The 19,712-nt window shown below is 71.4% G+C and carries 16 protein-coding genes; 7 read left to right on the top strand and 9 right to left on the bottom strand.

What is annotated here, in order from left to right; all coding sequences use genetic code 11:
* Window positions 1-28: 28 nt before the first annotated feature.
* The 3 genes from ACYQ1L_RS18080 (at window position 29) to ACYQ1L_RS18070 (ending at window position 5,527) form a co-directional block, all read left to right on the top strand.
* Window positions 29-2,251 (top strand): ATP-dependent Clp protease ATP-binding subunit, encoded by a 2,223-nt coding sequence (locus tag ACYQ1L_RS18080; protein WP_460005391.1) that lies wholly within the window; start codon window positions 29-31, stop codon window positions 2,249-2,251.
* A 344-nt stretch (window positions 2,252-2,595) separates the two neighbouring features.
* Window positions 2,596-4,059: a nucleobase:cation symporter-2 family protein gene (locus ACYQ1L_RS18075; protein WP_460005390.1), complete on the top strand. Its 1,464-nt coding sequence runs from the start codon at window positions 2,596-2,598 to the stop codon at window positions 4,057-4,059.
* 100 nt (window positions 4,060-4,159) lie between these two features.
* A complete protein-coding gene (locus ACYQ1L_RS18070) occupies window positions 4,160-5,527 on the top strand; it encodes an 8-oxoguanine deaminase (protein WP_460005389.1) in 1,368 nt (455 codons plus the stop codon).
* Window positions 5,528-5,643: 116 nt separating this feature from the next.
* Here ACYQ1L_RS18070 and ACYQ1L_RS18065 read toward each other — a convergent pair whose 3' ends face one another.
* The gene (locus ACYQ1L_RS18065) at window positions 5,644-7,032 is read right to left on the bottom strand and encodes a glucose-6-phosphate dehydrogenase (RefSeq protein WP_460005388.1); all 1,389 of its coding nucleotides are present in this window, start codon (window positions 7,030-7,032) and stop codon (window positions 5,644-5,646) included.
* A 115-nt stretch (window positions 7,033-7,147) separates the two neighbouring features.
* On the opposite strand from ACYQ1L_RS18065, the gene ACYQ1L_RS18060 reads away from it, so the two are divergent.
* The gene (locus ACYQ1L_RS18060; protein WP_460005387.1) at window positions 7,148-9,061 is read left to right on the top strand and encodes a glycoside hydrolase family 15 protein; all 1,914 of its coding nucleotides are present in this window, start codon (window positions 7,148-7,150) and stop codon (window positions 9,059-9,061) included.
* 203 nt (window positions 9,062-9,264) lie between these two features.
* On the opposite strand, the gene ACYQ1L_RS18055 is transcribed toward ACYQ1L_RS18060, so the two are convergent.
* From ACYQ1L_RS18055 to ACYQ1L_RS18030, 6 genes are all read right to left on the bottom strand, one after another.
* A complete protein-coding gene (locus tag ACYQ1L_RS18055) occupies window positions 9,265-9,849 on the bottom strand; it encodes a nitroreductase family protein (RefSeq protein ID WP_460005386.1) in 585 nt (194 codons plus the stop codon).
* Window positions 9,850-9,998: 149 nt separating this feature from the next.
* Window positions 9,999-11,111: an ABC transporter permease gene (locus tag ACYQ1L_RS18050; protein ID WP_460005385.1), complete on the bottom strand. Its 1,113-nt coding sequence runs from the start codon at window positions 11,109-11,111 to the stop codon at window positions 9,999-10,001.
* A complete protein-coding gene (locus ACYQ1L_RS18045; protein WP_460005856.1) occupies window positions 11,108-11,992 on the bottom strand; it encodes an ABC transporter ATP-binding protein in 885 nt (294 codons plus the stop codon). The genes ACYQ1L_RS18050 and ACYQ1L_RS18045 overlap by 4 nt, the downstream gene beginning before the upstream one ends.
* A 267-nt stretch (window positions 11,993-12,259) precedes the next feature.
* A complete protein-coding gene (locus ACYQ1L_RS18040) occupies window positions 12,260-13,501 on the bottom strand; it encodes a benzoate/H(+) symporter BenE family transporter (RefSeq protein ID WP_460005384.1) in 1,242 nt (413 codons plus the stop codon).
* 108 nt (window positions 13,502-13,609) lie between these two features.
* The gene (locus ACYQ1L_RS18035) at window positions 13,610-14,428 is read right to left on the bottom strand and encodes a response regulator (RefSeq protein WP_460005383.1); all 819 of its coding nucleotides are present in this window, start codon (window positions 14,426-14,428) and stop codon (window positions 13,610-13,612) included.
* Window positions 14,425-15,693 (bottom strand): sensor histidine kinase, encoded by a 1,269-nt coding sequence (locus tag ACYQ1L_RS18030; protein ID WP_460005382.1) that lies wholly within the window; start codon window positions 15,691-15,693, stop codon window positions 14,425-14,427. The genes ACYQ1L_RS18035 and ACYQ1L_RS18030 overlap by 4 nt, the downstream gene beginning before the upstream one ends.
* A 142-nt stretch (window positions 15,694-15,835) precedes the next feature.
* Between ACYQ1L_RS18030 and ACYQ1L_RS18025 the strand changes: the two genes are divergently transcribed.
* From ACYQ1L_RS18025 to ACYQ1L_RS18015, 3 genes are all read left to right on the top strand, one after another.
* A complete protein-coding gene (locus ACYQ1L_RS18025) occupies window positions 15,836-16,285 on the top strand; it encodes a VOC family protein (protein WP_460005381.1) in 450 nt (149 codons plus the stop codon).
* 18 nt (window positions 16,286-16,303) lie between these two features.
* Complete coding sequence (locus ACYQ1L_RS18020; protein ID WP_460005380.1) at window positions 16,304-16,984, top strand: winged helix-turn-helix transcriptional regulator; 681 nt, start codon at window positions 16,304-16,306, stop codon at window positions 16,982-16,984.
* Window positions 16,985-17,096: 112 nt separating this feature from the next.
* Complete coding sequence (locus ACYQ1L_RS18015) at window positions 17,097-17,714, top strand: dihydrofolate reductase family protein (RefSeq protein WP_460005379.1); 618 nt, start codon at window positions 17,097-17,099, stop codon at window positions 17,712-17,714.
* A 202-nt stretch (window positions 17,715-17,916) separates the two neighbouring features.
* On the opposite strand, the gene ACYQ1L_RS18010 is transcribed toward ACYQ1L_RS18015, so the two are convergent.
* Window positions 17,917-18,855: an HAD family hydrolase gene (locus ACYQ1L_RS18010; protein WP_460005378.1), complete on the bottom strand. Its 939-nt coding sequence runs from the start codon at window positions 18,853-18,855 to the stop codon at window positions 17,917-17,919.
* The gene (locus ACYQ1L_RS18005) at window positions 18,855-19,700 is read right to left on the bottom strand and encodes an exodeoxyribonuclease III (protein WP_460005377.1); all 846 of its coding nucleotides are present in this window, start codon (window positions 19,698-19,700) and stop codon (window positions 18,855-18,857) included. The genes ACYQ1L_RS18010 and ACYQ1L_RS18005 overlap by 1 nt, the downstream gene beginning before the upstream one ends.
* Window positions 19,701-19,712: the final 12 nt, after the last annotated feature.

Genomic DNA, 19,712 nt, shown 5'->3' with positions numbered 1-19,712 from the left:
CACACGCAAGGAGACTTCAGGAGGACGAATGGCCACCCCTCAGACGGCACAGCAGGACGAGCAGCAATCGGCGCTCGAGCAGTTCGGCATCAATCTCACGGACCGCGCCCGGCAGGGCAAGCTCGACCCGGTGATCGGACGCGACACGGAGATCCGTCGCGTGAGCCAGGTGCTCACCCGCCGCACCAAGAACAACCCGGTGCTCATCGGCGAGCCGGGCGTCGGCAAGACCGCCGTCGTCGAGGGGCTGGCTCAGCGGATCGTCGCGGGGGACGTGGCCGAGTCGCTGAAGGACAAGGAGCTCGTCGCCCTGGACATCTCCGCACTCGTGGCCGGCGCCATGTACCGCGGCCAGTTCGAGGAGCGCCTGAAGAGCGTGCTCAAGGAGATCACCGAGTCGGACGGCCGCATCATCACCTTCATCGACGAGCTGCACGTGCTCATGGGCGCGGGTGGGGGCGAAGGATCCGTCGCCGCCTCCAACATGCTCAAGCCCATGCTGGCCCGCGGCGAGCTGCGCCTCATCGGCGCCACCACGCTCAACGAGTATCGCGAGTTCATCGAGAAGGACGCCGCCCTCGAGCGCCGCTTCCAGCAGGTCTACGTCGGCGAGCCGTCCGTCGAGGACACCATCGCCATCCTGCGCGGCCTGAAGGGCCGCTACGAGGCGCACCACGGGGTGACCATCTCCGACAACGCGCTGGTCGCGGCGGCGGCGCTCTCGAACCGCTACATCCCCAGCCGTCAGCTGCCGGACAAGGCGATCGACCTGATCGACGAGTCGATGTCGCGGCTCAAGATGGAGATCGACTCCAGCCCGGTCGAGGTCGACCAGCTCAAGCGCCAGGTCGACCGCATGAAGATCGAAGAGCTCGCCCTGAAGAAGGAGAAGGATCCGGCGTCGAAGGAGCGTCTCGGGCACCTGCGCGAGCAGCTCGCCGACATGGAGAAGGAGCTCGCCGACCTCGAGGCCCGCTGGGCCCGCGAGCGGCAGGGGCTGAACCGCGTCGGCGAGCTCAAGAAGCAGCTCGACGACGCCATCACGCAGCGCGACCTGGCCATGCGCCAGGCCGACTACGCGCGCGCCTCCAAGCTGGAGTACGAGACCATCAAGCGCCTGGAGCGCGACATCGCCGAAGCCGAGCAGGCCGAGGCCACCGTCGACGCCCAGCAGGGCCGGATGGTCAACGAGCAGGTCACCGACGAGGACATCGCCGCCGTCATCGCCGCCTGGACCGGGATCCCCGTGGGCCGGCTCATGCAGGGCGAGACCGAGAAGCTGCTGCACCTGGAGAGCGAGCTCGGCAAGCGCCTGATCGGCCAGAAGGACGCCGTGCGCGCCGTCTCCGACGCCGTCCGCCGGTCCCGGGCCGGAATCAGCGACCCGGGTCGCCCCACCGGCTCGTTCCTCTTCCTCGGCCCCACCGGCGTCGGCAAGACCGAGCTCGCCAAGGCGCTCGCGGAGTTCCTCTTCGACGACGAGCACGCCATGGTGCGCATCGACATGTCGGAGTACGGCGAGAAGCACACCGTCTCGCGCCTCGTCGGCGCCCCTCCGGGGTACATCGGCTACGAGCAGGGCGGTCAGCTCACCGAGGCGGTGCGCCGGCGCCCGTACAGCGTCGTGCTGCTCGACGAGATCGAGAAGGCGCACCCCGAGGTGTTCGACGTGCTGCTGCAGGTGCTCGACGACGGCCGCCTGACCGACGGCCAGGGTCGCACCGTCGACTTCTCGAACGTGATCCTCATCCTCACCAGCAACATCGGATCCCCGATCCTCATCGACCCGGTGATGTCGCCCGAGGACAAGCGCGAGGCGGTGATGGCGCTCGTGCGGCAGTCCTTCCGCCCGGAGTTCCTGAACCGGCTCGACGACATCGTGATGTTCGCGGCCCTCACCGAGGACGATCTGGCGCAGATCGTGGAGCTCGCGGTGGACCAGTTGCAGCGCCGCCTGCACGATCGCCGGCTCACGCTCGGCGTCACCCCGGATGCGCGGTCGTGGCTCGCCGAGCGCGGCTACGACCCGGTGTTCGGCGCGCGGCCCCTGCGCCGCCTCATCCAGACCGAGGTGCAGAACAAGCTCGCCACCGCGCTGCTCAGCGGCCGCGTGCGCGACGGCGACATCGTGCGGGTGGACGTCGCGGCGGACGGATCCGGGCTCGTGCTCACCAGCGAGGGGCCCGCGGATCCGGTGGCGCCGCCGGCGGATCCTGACGAGGTGATCGAGGCCGAGCTGCTGGACGACTGACGTCGGCATCGGTTCCTGAGCGAGCGCAGCGAGACGAAGGACGAAAGGGGCCCGGATATCCCTGATCCGGGCCCCTTTCGCGTGTTCCGGCGCCGAGGCGATCCGCGCAACAATATCCGGATAATGGAAATCACGATCCGAGATTCGGAAAAAGTTCTTGACTCGCGCGGGGGTGCCGCCGTAGCCTGAGGGAGTCTCCAGAGCCGGAGACGCACCTGGACCCACAGCAGTCCGTCCCGCACGTCGCGACGGACGGAGCGCCCGCGCCGTATCGCCGCACAGGCGCTGCATGCCGGCCGGCGCTCGGCTCACCCGGTGCGCTGCCCCACGACGAAGAGGTCGAAGTGACTACCAAGCAGAAGAAGGAGGTCGCCCGTCCCGAGGACGAGCGACTGCCGATCGGCGCGACCATCGGCTACGGCATCCAGCACGTGCTGACGATGTACGGCGGGATCATCGCTCCGCCGCTCATCATCGGGCAGATCGCCGGCCTCAAGCCCGGCGAGATCGGCGTGCTCATCGCCGCCTGCCTGTTCATGGGCGGTCTGGCCACGATCCTGCAGACCGTGGGCGTCCCGTTCTTCGGATCCCAGCTCCCCCTCGTGCAGGGCGTCTCGTTCGCCGGCGTGGCGACCATGGGCGCCATCGTCACGAACGGCGGCGGGCTGCCGGCGGTGTTCGGATCCGTGATCGCGGCGTCGGTGATCGGCCTGCTGATCGCCCCGGTGTTCGCCACCGTGATCCGGTTCTTCCCGCCGGTCGTGACGGGAACCGTGATCACCACGATCGGACTCAGCCTGCTGCCCGTGGCCGCGGGCTGGATCGTCGGCACCGGCGAGGGCGGGGCCGCGAAGGGTGCGCCCGCCGACAACCTCCTGCTCGCCGGCATCACTCTCGTGATCGTGCTGATCCTCAGCAAGATCCCCGTGGGCGCGATCTCGCGCCTCGCGATCCTGCTGTCGATCGCGCTCGGCACCATCGTCGCGGTCTTCATGGGCAAGGCCGACTTCAGCAAGGTCGGCAACGGCCCGATCTTCGCCCTTCCGCAGATCTTCGGGTTCGGCCTGCCGACGTTCGAGATCGCCGGCATCATCTCGATGTTCATCGTCATCCTGGTGACGCTGACCGAGACCACCGCCGACATCCTCGCCGTGAGCGAGATCGTGGGCACGAAGGTCGACTCCAAGCGCATCGCCGCGGGCCTCCGCGCCGACATGCTCTCCAGCGCCGTGGCGCCGGTGTTCGGCACGTTCACGCAGTCCGCGTTCGCCCAGAACGTCGGCCTGGTCGCGATCACCGGCGTGAAGAGCCGCTTCGTGGTCACCGCCGGCGGTGGCGTGCTCGTCATCCTCGGCCTGCTGCCCGTGCTCGGCCGCGTGGTCGGCGCGATCCCCTCGCCCGTCCTCGGCGGCGCCGGCCTCGTGCTGTTCGGTTCGGTCGCGGCGTCGGGCATCCGCACGCTGGCCCGTGTCGAGTACAAGGACAACATGAACCTCGTGATCGTCGCGACGTCGCTGGCCGTGGGAATGCTCCCGATCGCGGTGCCGTCGATCTACACGCAGATGCCGGCCTGGTTCATCACGATCTTCCACTCGGGCATCAGCTCGGCCGCGGTCACCGCGATCCTGCTGAACCTGCTGTTCAACCACCTCGGCAGCGCCAAGCGCAAGAACGCGTTCGTCTCCGCGCCGACGCGCAGCATCCCGGTCGCCTACCTGGACGCCTTCGAGGACGGCGACTCGATCGTCGACGGCAAGATCGTCGACCGCGACGGCAACGAGGTCCCGGTGGAGCATCCGGCGCACTGACGCCCACCCCGCGGGGGCACCTGGATCAGCAGACAGGTCAACACTGAGCTGGCCCCCGCGGGGCCATCCGGCTCCGCGCTTCCCGTGAAGGAGCCGCACAATGTCCGCACCCACCCGCACCCTCTGGCTGAAGAACCCGCTCGGGATCCACACCGGCGACAGCGCCGACGCCCGGGGCGGCCTCGTCGTCACGGGATCGCGCATCCTCGAGGCGGTGCCCGCCGGAGGCGCTCCCTCCGCTCCCGTCGACGAGACCGTCGATGCGTCACGGCACGTGATCATCCCGGGTCTGGTCAACACGCACCACCACTTCTACCAGACCCTCACCCGGGCCTGGACGCCCGTGGTCAGCGCCGAGCTGTTCACGTGGTTGAAGGGGCTGTACGGGGTCTGGGCGGGGCTCACCCCGCGCGACCTCGAGCTCGCGACCACGGCCGCGCTCGCCGAGCTGCTGCTGAGCGGCTGCACCACGGCGGCCGACCACCACTACCTCTTCCCGGACGGCCTCGAGGACGGCATCGACGTGCAGGTCGACGTCGTCCGCCGGCTCGGCATGCGGGCGACGCTGACGCGCGGATCCATGTCGCTGGGGGAGAAGGACGGAGGGCTGCCGCCGCAGAGCACCGTGCAGGACGCCGACGTCATCCTCGCCGACAGCGAGCGCCTCGTCGGCGCGTATCACGAGCGCGGCGAGGGCGCCTTCGTGCAGATCGGCCTCGCACCGTGCTCGCCGTTCTCCGTCACCACGGGGGTGATGCGCGACACCGCGGCGCTCGCCGAGCGTCTCGACGTGCGGATGCACACCCACCTCGCGGAGACCATCGACGAGGAGGACTTCTGCCGGGAGCGGTTCGGGCTGCGCACCGTGGACTACCTCGACAGCGTCGGCTGGCTGGGGGATCGCACCTGGCTCGCGCACGGGATCCACTTCGACGACGCCGAGATCGCCCGCCTCGGCGCGGCCGGCACCGCCGTCTCGCACTGTGCGACCTCGAACATGCGTCTCGCTTCCGGCGTCGCGCGGGCCGTCGAGCTCGAGGCGGCCGGTGTCGCGGTCGGGCTGGGCGTGGACGGATCCGCGTCGAACGACGGCTCCAACATGATGATGGAGGTGCGCCAGGCGCTGTACCTGCAGCGCCTCCGCTACGGCGCCGCGGCGGTGACGCCGGAGCGGGCGCTGGACTGGGCGACCCAGGGCTCGGCGCGGGCGCTGGGCCGCAGCGACATCGGCGTGCTCGCCCCGGGCAAGCAGGCCGACCTCGCGATGTTCACGCTCGACGAGCTGCGGTTCTCCGGGAGCCACGACCCGGTGGCCGCGCTGCTGCTGTGCGGGGCCGAGCGCGCCGACCGGGTCATGGTGGGCGGCGTCTGGCGCGTGCTCGACGGGCAGATCGTGGGACTGGACGTGCCGCAGCTCATCGCCGAGCACAGCGCGGCCGCGCGGCGCCTGCTCGCCCGCCACGCCTGACAGGTGTTGCCGACGAGGCGTCCTTCGTCTCGTCGCTGCGCTCCTCGCTCAGGAACCGGCGCGCGACTGGTTCCTGAGCGAGCGCAGCGAGACGAAGGACGTCGGTGCGCTCTCGCTCAGGACGCAGTGTGCGGAACGCAGGAGGTGGCCCAGTCCTCCGGTCCGCGCGATCCGGCCGCGTACTCGTCCATCGGCACGGCGCCCGACTTCCAGGCGTCCAGGGCGGGCTGGATGATGCGCCAGCACTGCTCCGCGGCGTCGCCGCGCACCGAGAGCGCCACGTCGCCGTCCAGGATCTCGCTGAGCACCTCGGTGTAGGCGAGCAGGGTGCCCTTGCCGAGCTCGGTGGACAGCACGTCGCGGCGCAGGGCGAACGGGTCGTCGCCGCCGTTCACGTTCAGCTCGAGCTCGATCCGGTCGGGACCGAGGGAGAAGCGCAGCACGCCGCCGTCGTTCGGGCGCCCGGTGAGTCCGCCGGGGATGTGCCGCACCGGCCGGAACGTGACTACGATCTCCGCGCAGCGCTCGCCGAGCGCCTTGCCGCTGCGCAGGGTGAACGGGACGCCCGCCCAGCGCGCGGTGTCGACCTCGCAGGTGATCTCCGCGAGCGTCTCGGTGCCGCGAGAGGGGTCGACGCCCTGCTCGTCGGTGTACGAGGGGATCGACCGGTCGCCGATCGCGCCGGCCGTGTACCGGGCGCGGCGGGTGGAGCGCACAGGGTCCCCGTCGACGATCCGGGTGGCGCGGAGCGCCGCCGCCATCGCGTCGCGCAGATCGATCTCGTCCAGATCCGCGGGCTGCTCCATCGCGAGGATCGCGAGCACCTGCAGCAGGTGGCTCTGGATCATGTCGACCAGCGCGCCCGCCTTGTCGTAATAGCGCGCCCGGTTCTCCAGCGCGAGCGCCTCGTCGTAGCGCACCAGCACCGACTCCACGTGATCGGCCGACCACACCGGCTCCACGAGGCGGTTCGCGAACCGCACGCCCATGATGTTGAGGATCGTCGACCGGCCGAGGAAGTGGTCGACGCGGAACACCTGGTTCTCCGGCACGATCCGCGTGACGAGGGCGTTCAGCGCGGCCGCGCTCTTCTCGTCGCTGCCGAAGGGCTTCTCCAGCGCCAGCACGGTGCCGGCCGGCAGCGGGATGTCGACGAGCTCCTCGCACGCCGCCTCGGTGACCGCAGGGGGAAGCGCGAAGTAGATGACGAGGGATCCCTCGACGCCGGAGATGAGCCCGGCCAGGGCGTCCTTGTCGGTGACGTCGGCCTTCGTGTAGGTGGTGCCGGAGACCCGGGCCAGCTGGTCCTCGGCGTCGACCGTGGCGAACGCGGTGCGCACCGCCTCCTGCCAGCGCTCGTCGGACCAGTCGTCGGATCCGGCGCCCCGCAGCACGAGCGCGCGGTCGGGCTGCCGGCGCAGCAGCTGGGCGATCGCGGGCAGGAGCAGGCGCGAGGTGAGGTCGCCGGAAGCGCCGAGGATGAGCAGCGTCGTGGGGGTGGTCATGCGCCCACGATACGTTCCGAATGAGGATCCGTCCCGGATCTTGACGAGCTGCCGATTAGGGATCCTGAGCCTGTCGAAGGGTTCGGAACGGCGCGGACGGTGCGAGACTGCAGAGGTGCACAACGCTCCGATCGAGGACTACGCGCTGCTGAGCGACGGCCGCACGGCGGCGCTCGTGTCGCGCGCCGGCAGCGTGGACTGGCTCTGCGCGCCGCGGCTGGATTCCGCCTCGCTGTTCGGCGCTCTGCTCGGCGGGCGGGAGCAGGGGCACTGGAGCCTTCGCCCGGACGACCCCGAGGCGACCGCGACCCGCCGCTACGACGAGGACACGTTCTGTCTGGTCACGCGCTGGGAGACGGCCGGCGGCGTCGCCGAGGTGCGGGAGTGGATGCCGATCGTCCCGAGCGGGCCCTACCGGCCGGGCACCGGGCAGCCCGCGCCCGAGCCCGGAGCGCAGGATGTGCCCGCGCCGGATCGGCCCGCGCCGGACCGGTCCGAGCAGGACTCGCCGGGCATGGCGGAGACCGCGCCGGGGGAGCGCACCGACGTGGTGCGCCGCGTCTCGGGGATCCGCGGCACGGTGCGGTTCGTGCAGGAGCTGCGGATCCGCTTCGACTACGCCCGGGCCATGCCGTGGATCCACCAGACCGGCACCGCGCCGGCTCCGGAGATCACGGCGACGGCGGGGCCCGATGCGGTCGTGGTCCGCGGGGCGGCGCTGCGGCCCGCCGGGCACAGCCACACGGGCGAGATCACCGTGGCGAAGGGCGACACCGTCGACCTCGTGCTCACCTGGTTCCCGTCGTACCGCCGCACGCCGGAGCGGTTCGACGTCGACGACTCGCTGCGCCGCACGGCGGCCTGGTGGCGGGACTGGGCGTCCGGCATCGCGCACGCCGGCCCCCATCAGGACGCGGTGCGGCGCTCGCTGCTGATCCTGCGGGCGCTCACGAACCGCGACACCGGGGGCATCGCGGCGGCGGCGACCACCTCGCTGCCGGAGGACTTCGGCGGGGTGCGCAACTGGGACTACCGCTACGTGTGGTTGCGCGACGCCGCGCTGACGCTCGAGGCCCTGCTCGCGCACGGGCTCGCCGACGAGGCCCGCGCGTGGCGGGACTGGCTCGTGCGTGCGGTCGCCGGGGATCCCGCCGACGTGCAGATCATGTACGGGCTCGCGGGCGAGCGTGAGCTGATCGAACGCGTGATGCCCTCGCTGCCGGGCTACGGCGGATCCGTGCCCGTGCGGGTCGGCAACGACGCCGCCCGCCAGTACCAGGCCGACGTGATCGGCGAGGTGATGGTGACGCTCGCCGCGGCGCGCCGGGCGGGGCTCGCGGAGTCCGCGCGGTCGTGGTCGCTGCAGCGGCTGCTGCTGGGGCACGTCGAGGAGCTGCTGGACCGGCCCGACAACGGCATGTGGGAGATCCGTGGGGATCCGCAGTTCTTCACGCACTCGCGGGTGATGCTCTGGGCCGCGTTCGATCGCGGGGTGCGCGCGGTCGAGGAGGAGGCCGCCAGCGGACCCGTCGAACGCTGGCGGCAGGTGCGCGACCGGCTGCGGAGCGAGATCGACGAGCTCGGCGTGCACCACGGCTGGTTCGTCCAGCACCGCGCCACGGACGAGGTCGACGCCTCTCTGCTGCTCATTCCGCGCACCGGCTTCTGCGCGCCCGACGATCCCCGGATGCTCGCGACCGTCGAGCGCATCGAGCAGACCCTGATCCACGACGGGCTCGTGAACCGGTACCGCAGCGGGACCGGGGTCGACGGCCTGCCCGGGGGCGAGCACACCTTCCTCGCGTGCTCGTTCTGGCTCGTCGAACAGTACGCCGCGACGGGCCGGCGGACCGAGGCGCAGGAGCTGATGGACCGGCTGTGCGCGCTGCGCAACGACGTCGGCATGCTCAGCGAGGAGTACGACCCGGTCGGCCACCGACATGCCGGCAACACCCCGCAGGCGTTCTCGCACCTCTCCCTGATCCGCGCCGCCGACGCGCTCGCCTCGGAGCGCCCCCGCAGACGCTGACGTCTGCGCCTGCAGCCCGCGCGGTGGTGCGGGTGGGTGCCCCCCGGATCTGCGGCGACCGAGATCGGGTTGGTCGACCGAGATGAGGTGGATATCTCCGGATCCGCCTGTTCCGGGGCGATTCGCCTGTTCTCCGTCGATTCGGTGCGGCCCGGAACGACGAACGCCCCCTCCGCGTGGGAGAGGGCGTTCGGATCCGGTGATCAGTCGTTGACGATGACGGTCTCGCCGATCGGGCGGCGCTCGCGGGGCGCGTTCTCGCGCTGCTGCATCTCCTCGCTGGCGGTGCGGATGTCGCCGAGCTCGCCGACGGCCATGACCGAGATCGGGGTGAACTCCGCGCCCAGCCCGAAGCCGGCCGAGATCGCGTCGCGGTCGAAGCCGCCCATCTGGTGGGTGGACAGGCCGTTGGCGTGCGCCTGCACGGTGAAGTGCGCGGCGGCCTGGCCGGTGTCGTAGAGCGCCCACGGCATGGGCTGGTCGTCGCGCGTGGTCTCGGCCACGAACACGACGAGCAGGGCGGCGTCGCCGGCCCAGGCGCTGTTGAAGCCCATCAGGCTGCTGAGCACCTTGGCGTGCGCCTCAGAGCCGCGGCGGGCGACGATCGCGCGCCAGGGCTGGGTGTTCGCGGCGGTCGGCGCCCAGCGGGCGGCCTCGAGCGCGCTGGCGAGGGCGTCCTCGTCGATGGCTGCGGTGGCGTCGAAGATGCGGGTGCTCCAGCGCTCGGCGAGGACGTCGAGGATGGGGGCGTCGGTGACCGCGGTGCGGTCCAGGGCGGGCGTGCTCATCGCGATGAGGCCTTTCGGATCGATGGTTCGGATGCCGGACCCCGTCGTCCGCCTGCAAGACCTCAACGATCTATGCCCGTGAATATTCCCGGATCCGGATCCGCATCCGTCACCGCCCTCTCGGCTGCGGTTGCGGCGTCCAGGATCACTCAGCGTCCGGAGAGCGCCTCCGCGAGCTTCACCCGCGCTCCCATGCGCAGCAGCGAGTTCTCGTAGATCTTCGCGGCGACGAGGATGGCAGCCACACAGGTCGCGAGCAGGATCACGAGCGACAGCAGCGGCTCCCACCACTGCGCCTCGCCGACGAACAGCCGCACCGGCATGGCGACCGGCGCCGAGAACGGCACGTACGACAGGATCGTCATCACCACGGGGTTGTCGTTGAAGATGATCACGAGGATGTACGGCGCCATCACCAGCATCGTGATCGGCATGGTCGTGGATCCGATGTCCTCCTGCCGCGACACCAGCGCGGCGGCGGCCGCGAACAGCGATGCCAGCAGCACGAACCCGAACAGGAAGAACACGGCGAACCACACGAGCGGCGAGCCGAGCCCCTGGAGCACCGCGTTCTGCCCGGTGACGATGAGCCCTACCACGGCGATCGCCGCGAGTGCGAGGATCTGCGCCATCGCCAGCACGGTGTTGCCGAGCACCTTGCCGGCCAGCAGCACCCGCGCCGGGATCGCCGCGAGCAGCAACTCCACCACGCGGGTGGACTTCTCCTCGACGACGCTCTGCGCCATGGTCGCGCCGAACGTCGACGCCGCCATGAGGAACACCACGCCGAAGCCGATCGCGACGAGGTAGCGCAGCAGCGGGTTCGTGGTGTCGGGCTCGAGGATCGTCACCTTCGGGGTCTTCGCAAGGAGCGCCTCGAGGCTGCTCGGCGCGTCCTTGAGCACCACGACCTTGTAGCCGAACGCGGTGTCGCCGGAATCCGGGATGAGCGCCGCCTCGACCGTCCCGTCGCGCACGAGTTTCTCGGCGGCGGTCGCGTCGGCGACCTCGGTCGGCTTCAGGCCGGGAAGCCCGTGCACCGCCTGCGCGGTCTCGGCGGTCACGGCGATCTTCGTGTCGGAGACGTTCTTGCTCATGAAGCCGCCGATCAGCACGCCGGCCAGGGCGATGAGCAGCAGGATCCCGGTGGAGATCAGGAAGGCCTTGCTGCGCAGCTTGGATCCGATCTCGCGCTCGGCGACGAGGAGGATGCCGCTGCCGGTGGTGAGGGCGCCCGAGTCGGGGGCGGTGGCGGTGCTCACTGGATGACCTCCTTGAAGATCTGGGCGAGGGAGGGATGCTGCGGGGTGAAGGCGTGCACCGCGCCGTGACCGAGGGCGGCGCGCAGCACGCGCTGGGCGTCCTCGGGGGCGGCCGCGTCGAAGACCGCCGTGCCGCGCTCGAAGTCGACGACCGTGATTCCCGGTTCGGACCGGATCCAGCCCGCGTCGGCGTCGGATACGAGCTCGTAGCGGGGCACGGAGTGCTGGGCGCGGAGCTCCTCGCGCGACCCTGCGGCGCGGATGGTGCCGCCCGCAATGATGACGAGGTCGTCGCACAGGCGCTCCACCACGTCGAGCTGGTGGGAGGAGAACAGGATCGACGCGCCCTGCGCCGCCCGGGACTGCAGCACGCCGGCCACCACGTCGACCGCGAGCGGATCCAGTCCGGAGAACGGCTCGTCGAGGATGAGCACCTCGGGGTCGTGCACCAGGGCGGCCGCGATCTGGGCGCGCTGCTGGTTGCCGAGAGAGAGCGACTCGATCGTGTCGTGCAGGCGCTCGCCGAGGCCGAGCTCGGCCAGCAGCGCCTCGGCACGGGCGGTGGCGTCGGCCTTGCCGAAGCCGTGCAGGCGGGCCAGGTACGCGACCTGCTCGAGCACCTTCATCTTCGGGTAGAGGCCGCGCTCCTCGGGCATGTAACCGAAGTGGCGGCGGTCGGCGGATGCGACCTCGTGTCCGCCGAGGCGCACCGTGCCGGCGTCGGCGCCGAGGACGCCCAGCACGATCCGCATCGTGGTGGTCTTGCCCGCGCCGTTGCCGCCGACGAAGCCGGTGAGGCGTCCGGGCACGACGCGGAACGAGACGTCGTCGAGCACGCGCCGGGATCCGTAGCTCTTGGTGAGGCCCTCGAGTTCGAGCAGGCCGGTGGTCCGGGTCGTGGTTCCCTGGGGGAGCACTGTGGTCATGAGAGCCACGCTATTGAGTGGCAAGTCCCGGGGCATCCCCCGCAAGGCGGATCCGGACGCGGAGTTGCGGATCCGCTGGTCCCGCTTGCGACGGACCGGGTCGGAAAACGGAGAGGGGTGGATGCATCGACGGCGTGTCGCGGTCCACCGCGGGGCGACACGCCGGACCCCCTCTCCGTTTTCCGACGCGCGCCGGAGCGTCGGAAGCGTCCGCAGGGTCGGTCAGCGCCGGCCGAGGTGCAGCGCGGCGCGCACGAGCAGGCCCGCGAGGAGCGCCCAGAACGCGGCGCTCACTCCCCAGAACGCCATGCCGCTCGCGGCGAAGAGGAACGTGACGACGGCGGGGGTGCGCTCGCCGAGGTCGTCGATCGCCTGCTGCACCGCCGAGCCGAACGCGCCGAAAAGGGCGAGGCCGGCGACCGCCGGGATGACCGCGACCGGTGCCAGCACCACGAGCGCGGCGAACGCGGCCGAGAACACGCCGAGCACCAGGTAGGACACCCCGGTGGAGACGCCGGCGATCCAGCGGCGCTTCGGATCCGGCTCCGCGTCGGGCGCGGCGGCGAGGGCGGCGCTGATCGCGGCGAGGTTGATCGCATGCCCGCCGGCGGGGGCGCCGAGGGCGCTGCCGAGGCCGGTCACCAGCATCGCCGGACGCCACGGCACCTCGTAGCCGAAGCTGCGCATCACGGCCACGCCGGGCACGTTCTGCGACGCCATCGTCACGATGAACAGGGGCAGCGCGATGCCGACCAGGGACCCGATCGTGAACGTCGGCATGGTCAGCTCGACGTGCGGCAGCAGCACGGCGGGATCCACGACGGGCCCTGAGTCGGTCGAGGCGCCGGTCGCGATCCCCACGACGATCACCACGGTCGCCGTGAGGAACGCCAGCGGCACGGCCCAGCGCGGCGCCAGCCGGGCGAACACGAGCCAGGTCAGCACGACGGGGATCACGCCCCACGGGTTCTTCGCGAGCCCGGTGATCGGGGCGAGGCAGAGCGGAAGCAGGACGCCGGCGAGCATCGCCTGCGCGATCGACGGCGGGATCGCCGCGATGAGGGATCCGAGCTGCGGCACGAGGGCGGTGAGCAGGATCAAGCCGGCCACGATGAGGAATGCGCCGACCGCCGCCGGCCAGCCTCCGTCGATCGCGCCGCCCGCGCCTGCCGCGCCGCCGCCCGCCACCCCGGTGGCCGCGAGCAGCGCCGCGCCCGGGGTCGACCAGGCCGCGGTGATCGGCATGCGGTAGCGCCAGGCCAGCACGATGCAGGCGACGCCCATCGTGAGGCTCAGAGCGAGCAGTCCGCTCGCGGCCTGCGTGTGGGTCGCTCCGACCGCGCCGAGGCCGGTGAGCACGACTGCGAACGAGCTCGTGAACCCGACGAGCGCGGTGACCACGCCGGCCATGATCGGGCGGGACAGCGGCGTGCGGGGGATCGGCGGGCTCGCGGTTTCGGCCATGGGGAGAGGCTATCGGGCACACGGCATGCGGCCGGCCGGTCGCGGTGGCGCCGGGCGGGGGTCGCGGAGGCGCCGGGCGGGCCCGGGGGTGGCGCCGGGCCCGAAGGCTTACGCCAGGCCGAGCCGGTGCGCGAGCACGACCGCCTGCACGCGGTCGCGCGCGCCGAGCTTCTGCAGGATCCGGGAAACGTGCGTCTTCACCGTGGCCTCGCCGATGAACAGCTCGGCCGCGATCTCGGCGTTGCTCCAGGCCTCGGCGACCAGCCGCAGCACCTCGGACTCGCGGTCGGTGAGCGGCTCCGGCAGTGCGGCGCTGGGCAGGGCGGCGCTGGGCAGGGCCGGCAGGGCAGACCCGGACGCTGAGCTCGTCGAAGCGCCCGAGGCAGACGGGGTCCCTTCGACGGGCTCAGGGACCGGTCCGGAGGGGCGGGTCCCTGCGGCAGGCTGGGGAACCGGTCCGGGGGTGCGAGTCCCTTCGACGGGCTCAGGGACCGATGCCGCGGCGAAGCGCTGCAGCACCCGCCGGGTGACCTCGGGGGCGAGCATGCCGTCGCCGGCGGCGAGCGCGCGCACCGCGGCGACGAGCTCCTCGGGGCCGGCGTTCTTGAGCAGGAACCCGCTCGCGCCGGCATCGAGCGCGTCGAACAGGTAGTCGTCCCGGTCGAAGGTCGTCACGATCGCGATGGATGCGCGGATCCGGTCGTCCGCGCGGATCCGCCGCGTCGCCTCGATCCCGTCCATGTCCGGCATCTGCACGTCCATGGTGATCACGTCGGGCAGCAGGGATCCCGCGAGCGTCACGGCCTCGGATCCGGTGGCCGCCTCGCCGATGACAGCGATGTCGGGCTGCAGGTCGAGGATGGTGCGGAACCCGGTTCGGAGCATGGCGTGGTCGTCGACGAGCAGCACGCGGATCGGTGCGCTCATGCGGTCCCCTCCGCGTCGCCCGAGGTATGGCCCGCGGACGCCGGCACGGGAAGCGTGGCGCGCACCCGGAATCCGCCGGCGGGGCGCGGGACGAGCTCGATCGTGCCGCCGGACGCCGTCGCGCGCTCGCGCATGCCGAGCTGGCCGAGGCCGGGACGCAGCCCGGTGACGAGCCGCCCCGTGTTGACGACCTCGAGCTCGACGGATCCCGGCTCGTACCGGATCCGCACGTCCGCCTCCGCGTCGGGACCGGCGTGTCGCCGCGCGTTCGTGAGCGACTCCTGGGCGATGCGGTACAGGTTCACCGCGGTCACCCGCGGCAGCGGCACCGGTTCACCGATCACCTGAAGGCGCGTGGGCAGGCCGGCCGCCGTGGAGGCCTCGGCGAGCTCGGCGATGTCGTCGACGTCGACCGTGGAGGCGGCCTCCTCGCTGTCACCGGGCGCGCGCAGCGTGTCGAGCAGCTGGTGGAGGTCGCGGATCGCGGCGCGGGCGGATTCCTCGATGCCGGCGACGATCCCGGCGGCGGCATCGGGATCCTGCGGGATCGTCATCCGGGCCGCCCCTGCCTGCACGCCCATGACGGAGACGTGGTGCGCCACCACGTCGTGCAGCTCGCGGGCGATGCGCACACGATCGAGGGCGACGGCCTGGGCGGCGCTCAGGGCGCGCTCCTGTTCGAGCTCGGCCGTGCGCTGCTCGAGCGCGGCACGCTGGCGGGCGGCGTTCCAGCTGCGCTCGCCGAAGTAGTAGGCGCCGCCGAAGTACAGCACGTTCAGCAGCACCTGCAGCATGAGGAACGCCACGAGCGGCGAGAACATCCCGGCGCTGACATCGGCCTTCGCGGCCTGCTCGATCGCCTGCCGGTACATCTCGACGACGAGCCACGCCGCCATCACGACCATGATGCCCGCGCGCACGAAGAACGCCCTGCGGCGGGAGCTCATCCAGGCACCCACCGTGTAGAGGGCGATGAACATCGCGATGTTGCCGCCGTAGATCTCCGGCACGCGCAGCGTGGTGGCCACGACGAACGCGAGCGACACCACGACGGCCACGACAGCCGGCCGGCGGCGGCGCACGGCGAGGGCCGCGGAGAAGACGGCGACGTACGGGATCGCCGTCCACAGCGGGGCCTGCTCCGCGCCGTAGACCTTCGCGATCGCCGACAGCGCCGCACTGAGGATCCCGCCGACGAACAGGATCGCGGCGAGGAGCACGTCCTGCCGGAGCTCGCGCGGCGAGGGCGTGCGGGTGAACGGCATCCCTCCACCGTAGGACGGGCGCCGGTCCGCCGGCATCCCCCGCACGGCGGACCCTTGCCTGTCTCATCGCACCACTTGCTCTTGACAAGCTTGCTTGTTAAAAGCAAGCTTGCAGCATCGGGTCCCGGACAAAGGAGTCATCATGACCGACGTCTTCATCAGCCTGCCCACCTCGGACCTCGAGCGGGCGAAGACCTTCTACACCGCGCTCGGCTTCCGGATCCGCCCCGACTTCTCCGACGAGAACGGCACCTGCTTCGTCGCGGAGGACAACCTCTTCCTCATGCTGATCACGCGCGAATTCTTCGCGACCTTCACCGACAAGCCGATCGTGGATCCGGCCGCGGCGGCGCAGGTGTCGATCAACTTCTCCCGCGATTCGCGCGAGGAGGTCGACGCCATCGTCGCCAAGGGCGTCGCCGCGGGCGGCGCCGAGCCCAAGCCCGCCCAGGACTACGGCTTCATGTACATGCGCGACCTCGACGACCCCGACGGCAACTCGCTCGGCTTCCTCTACTCCGTGCCCGAGGACGAGGCAGCGGACGGCGCCGAGCAGGGCACCGAGGCGCAGCCGCAGCCGGCCGGGGCCTGATGCAGGCGAGGGGCTGACGTGGCCGCGCGCAGTTACGGCCAGTACTGCGGCGTGACGACCGCGGTCGAGCTGATCGGGGAGCGCTGGGCGCTGCTCATCGTGCGCGACCTGCTCGTCGGCTCGCGCCGGTACACCGACCTGAAGCAGGGCCTTCCGCGGATCCCGACGAACATCCTGTCGTCCCGGCTCAAGGAGCTGCAGGACGGCGGGGTGGTGCGGCGGGTGCCGCTGCGCAGCTGCGGGCTCGTGTACGAACTCACGCCGTACGGGCGTGCCCTGGAGCCGATCGTGCTCGCGCTCGGGCGCTGGGGCTTCCAGGCGATGGGCGATCCCGACGTCGGCGACGTGGTCACGCCCGACTCGCTCACCATGGCGCTGCGCACCTCATTCCGGCCGGATCGGACCCGCGACCTCGACATCGAGCTGCACGTCGGCGACGTCGCGCTGCGGGTGATCGTCCGCGACGGGACGCTCCAGGTGGCGCAGCTCGCGCCGCCCGCCCCGCCGATCGGCGGCGTCCTGCCCGCCGGCGAACCAGAGGCCGTCGTGGTGGCCGGGCCCGGGATCCGCCACCTCATCGCGGGCGACGTCGCCCCTGCCGAGGCGATCGCGCAGGATCTGGTCGCGGTCGTGCGGGGCGAGGAGCGGATCCTGGACGCCTTCGCGCAGGCCTTCCACATCGATCCGATCGCGGCGTAGCGTCGCGAAGGGGCACCCACCGCCGGTCCCTGAGCGTGTCGAAGGGCCCGGCCCGCGAACCATCGCCGGTCCCTGAGCACGTCGAAGGGCCCGGCCTACGGAAGAGGACATCATGACCGGACGCATCATCATCGACCTGTTCACCACGCTCGACGGCGTCACCCAGGCGCCGGGAGGCCCGGAGGAGGACCCCTCGGACGGCTTCCGCTTCGGCGGCTGGCAGGCGCCGCTGCCGAGCGAGGCCGTCATGCGCAGCGTGATGGCGGGGATGGAGACCCTGGATGCGCTGCTGCTCGGACGGCGCACCTATGACATCTTCGCCGGCTACTGGCCGAAGCACACCACCGGCCCCGAGGGACCCATCGGGCAGCTGTTCGACCGCGTGCCCAAGTACGTGGCGTCGCGGAACGCCGACATCCAGCTCGGGTGGCAGGGCAGCAGCAGGGTCGGCGCGGATCTGCCGGCCGAGCTCGCCGCACTGCGCGAGAAGCACCAGGACGTGCACGTGATCGGCAGCGTCGATTTCGTGCAGACGCTGCTGGACGAGCAGCTCTACGACGTGCTGCAGCTGTGGGTGTACCCGATCGTGCTCGGCCAGGGCAAGAAGGTGTTCCCCGACGGCGCGACCCCGCACAATCTGCACCTGCTGCATGCCGAGTCCGGCGACGGCGGCACGCTGCTGTTGCGGTACGCGCCGGCTCCCGGCGAGGTGGAGACCGGCACGATGTGAGCACGGTCCGCGTCCGTTTCCCATTCGTGACCGGAATATCGCGGATCCCTCTGGTCGCAGGTGCGCCGTGAAACTACAGTCCTGCTAACGCGTGGGGACGTTGAATGGACAGCCGCACTCTGGGGAGTGCGGCTGTCCCCATGTCCGGGCGATATTCCGGCAGTTCCCTCTTTCCTGGGAGAACACCGGCTCCGTGCGCCGTTCAGCCGGCCAGCATCCGCTCCAGCGCCGCCGCCACGCCGTCGTCCGCGTTCGATGCGGTGAGGTCGTCGGCCGCCGCGAGGGCCTCGGGCTCGGCGTTCGCCATCGCGACACCACGACCGGCCCAGCGCAGCATCTCGACGTCGTTCAGCGCATCGCCGAAGGCGAGCACCTCGGTGCGGTCGATGCCGAGCACGGCGCAGAGCTGCGCGAGCCCGGTGGCCTTGGTGACGCCCTCGGCCATGACCTCCACGAACGGCGCGCCGGAGAGCGTGGCCGCGAAGCCCGACTGATCCAGGGTGCCGAGCACCGCGAAGATCTGCGCGGGCGTCATGGTGCGGTGGCGGATCACGAGCTTCAGGCTGGGCGCGCTCAGCACCTCGGCGAGCGGCACGGCGCCCATCGTCCGCGGATCCCGCTTGTGATCGCTGAGCGTCGCGACCTCGGCGTACCCCTCTTGCGCCACGAACACCTCGCCGGCCTCGCGTACGCTCGCGAACAGCAGATCCGGGATCCGCTCGCCGAGCTCCTGCGCGATCCGCTGCTGCACCGGCACGGCGATCCCGGAGGCGAACAGCTGCTCGTGGGTGCCGAGGTGGATCCCGTACGCGCCGTTGCCGCACAGCGCCCAGCCGTCGAAGCCGGCGTCGGCCGCGATCGCGCGCAACCCGATCGGCTGCCGCGCGGTGACGGGGACCACGACGATGCCCGCGGCGCGCGCGGCGTCGAGCGCGGCTCTGGTGCGGATGGTGACCCGCCCGGACGGGTCGAGGAGAGTGCCGTCGAGGTCGGTCGCGATGAGCCGGATCCGGGATCCGGTCGCTGAGTCTGTCGAAGCGAGCGCCCCTCGACCGTGCGTCCCCTGGACAGGCTCAGGGACCGAGGCGGGGACGGGCTCAGGAGCCGGGGCGGCGTCGGCCGGGTCCGCGACCGTGCTCATCAGGCGAAGATCATCGGCAGATCGTCGTCCTCGGCGGCACCGGCCAGATCGAGGTCGACGACCACCGGCACGTGGTCGCTGGGCTGCTCGCCCTTGCGCTCCTCGCGGTGGATGGAGGCACCCTTCACCGCGTCGGCGAATGCCGGGGATCCCAGCACGAAGTCGATGCGGATCCCCTCGTTGCGCGGGAACTTCAGGCGCTGGTAGTCCCAGTAGGTGTAGCCCTCGGGCAGCAGCGGGCGCACCACGTCCTGCACGCCGGCGGACTCGAGCGCGAAGAAGGCGGCCCGCTCCTCGGGGGAGACGTGGGTGGAGCGGCCCACGACGATGTCCGGATCCCCATTGTCGTGGTCGAACGGGATGATGTTGAAGTCGCCGACGAGGGCGAGCGGCAGGTCGGGCTTGGCGGCGAGCTCGGCCTCGGTCGCGGTGCGCAGGGCATCGAGCCAGTGCAGCTTGTAATCGAGGTGCGGGTCGCCCAGGGCGCGCCCGTTGGGCACGTACAGGCTCCACACCCGCACGCCGTTCACGATCGCGCCGAGCGCGCGCGCCTCCTGCGGGGCGTCCGGTCCCTCGTGGCCCTTGGCGAAGCCGGGCATGCCGTCGAACGCGGTGCGCACGTCGGTCATCGGCTCGCGGCTCGCGATCGCGACGCCGTTCCACTGGTTGAAGCCGTGCACCTCGACGTGGTAGCCGGCCTCCTCGAACGGCGCATAGGGGAACTGCTCCGGCTTGCACTTGATCTCCTGCATCGCGAGCACGTCGATGTCCTCGCGCACGGCGAACTCGACGGTGCGGGCGACGCGGGTGCGGATGGAGTTGACGTTCCAGGTGGCCAGGCGCATGGATCCAGCCTA

The sequence above is a fragment of the Microbacterium xylanilyticum genome, assembly GCF_054654695.1.
The sequence above is the reverse complement of the archived record's forward strand: the minus strand, read 5'-3'. Positions and strand labels throughout refer to the sequence as shown.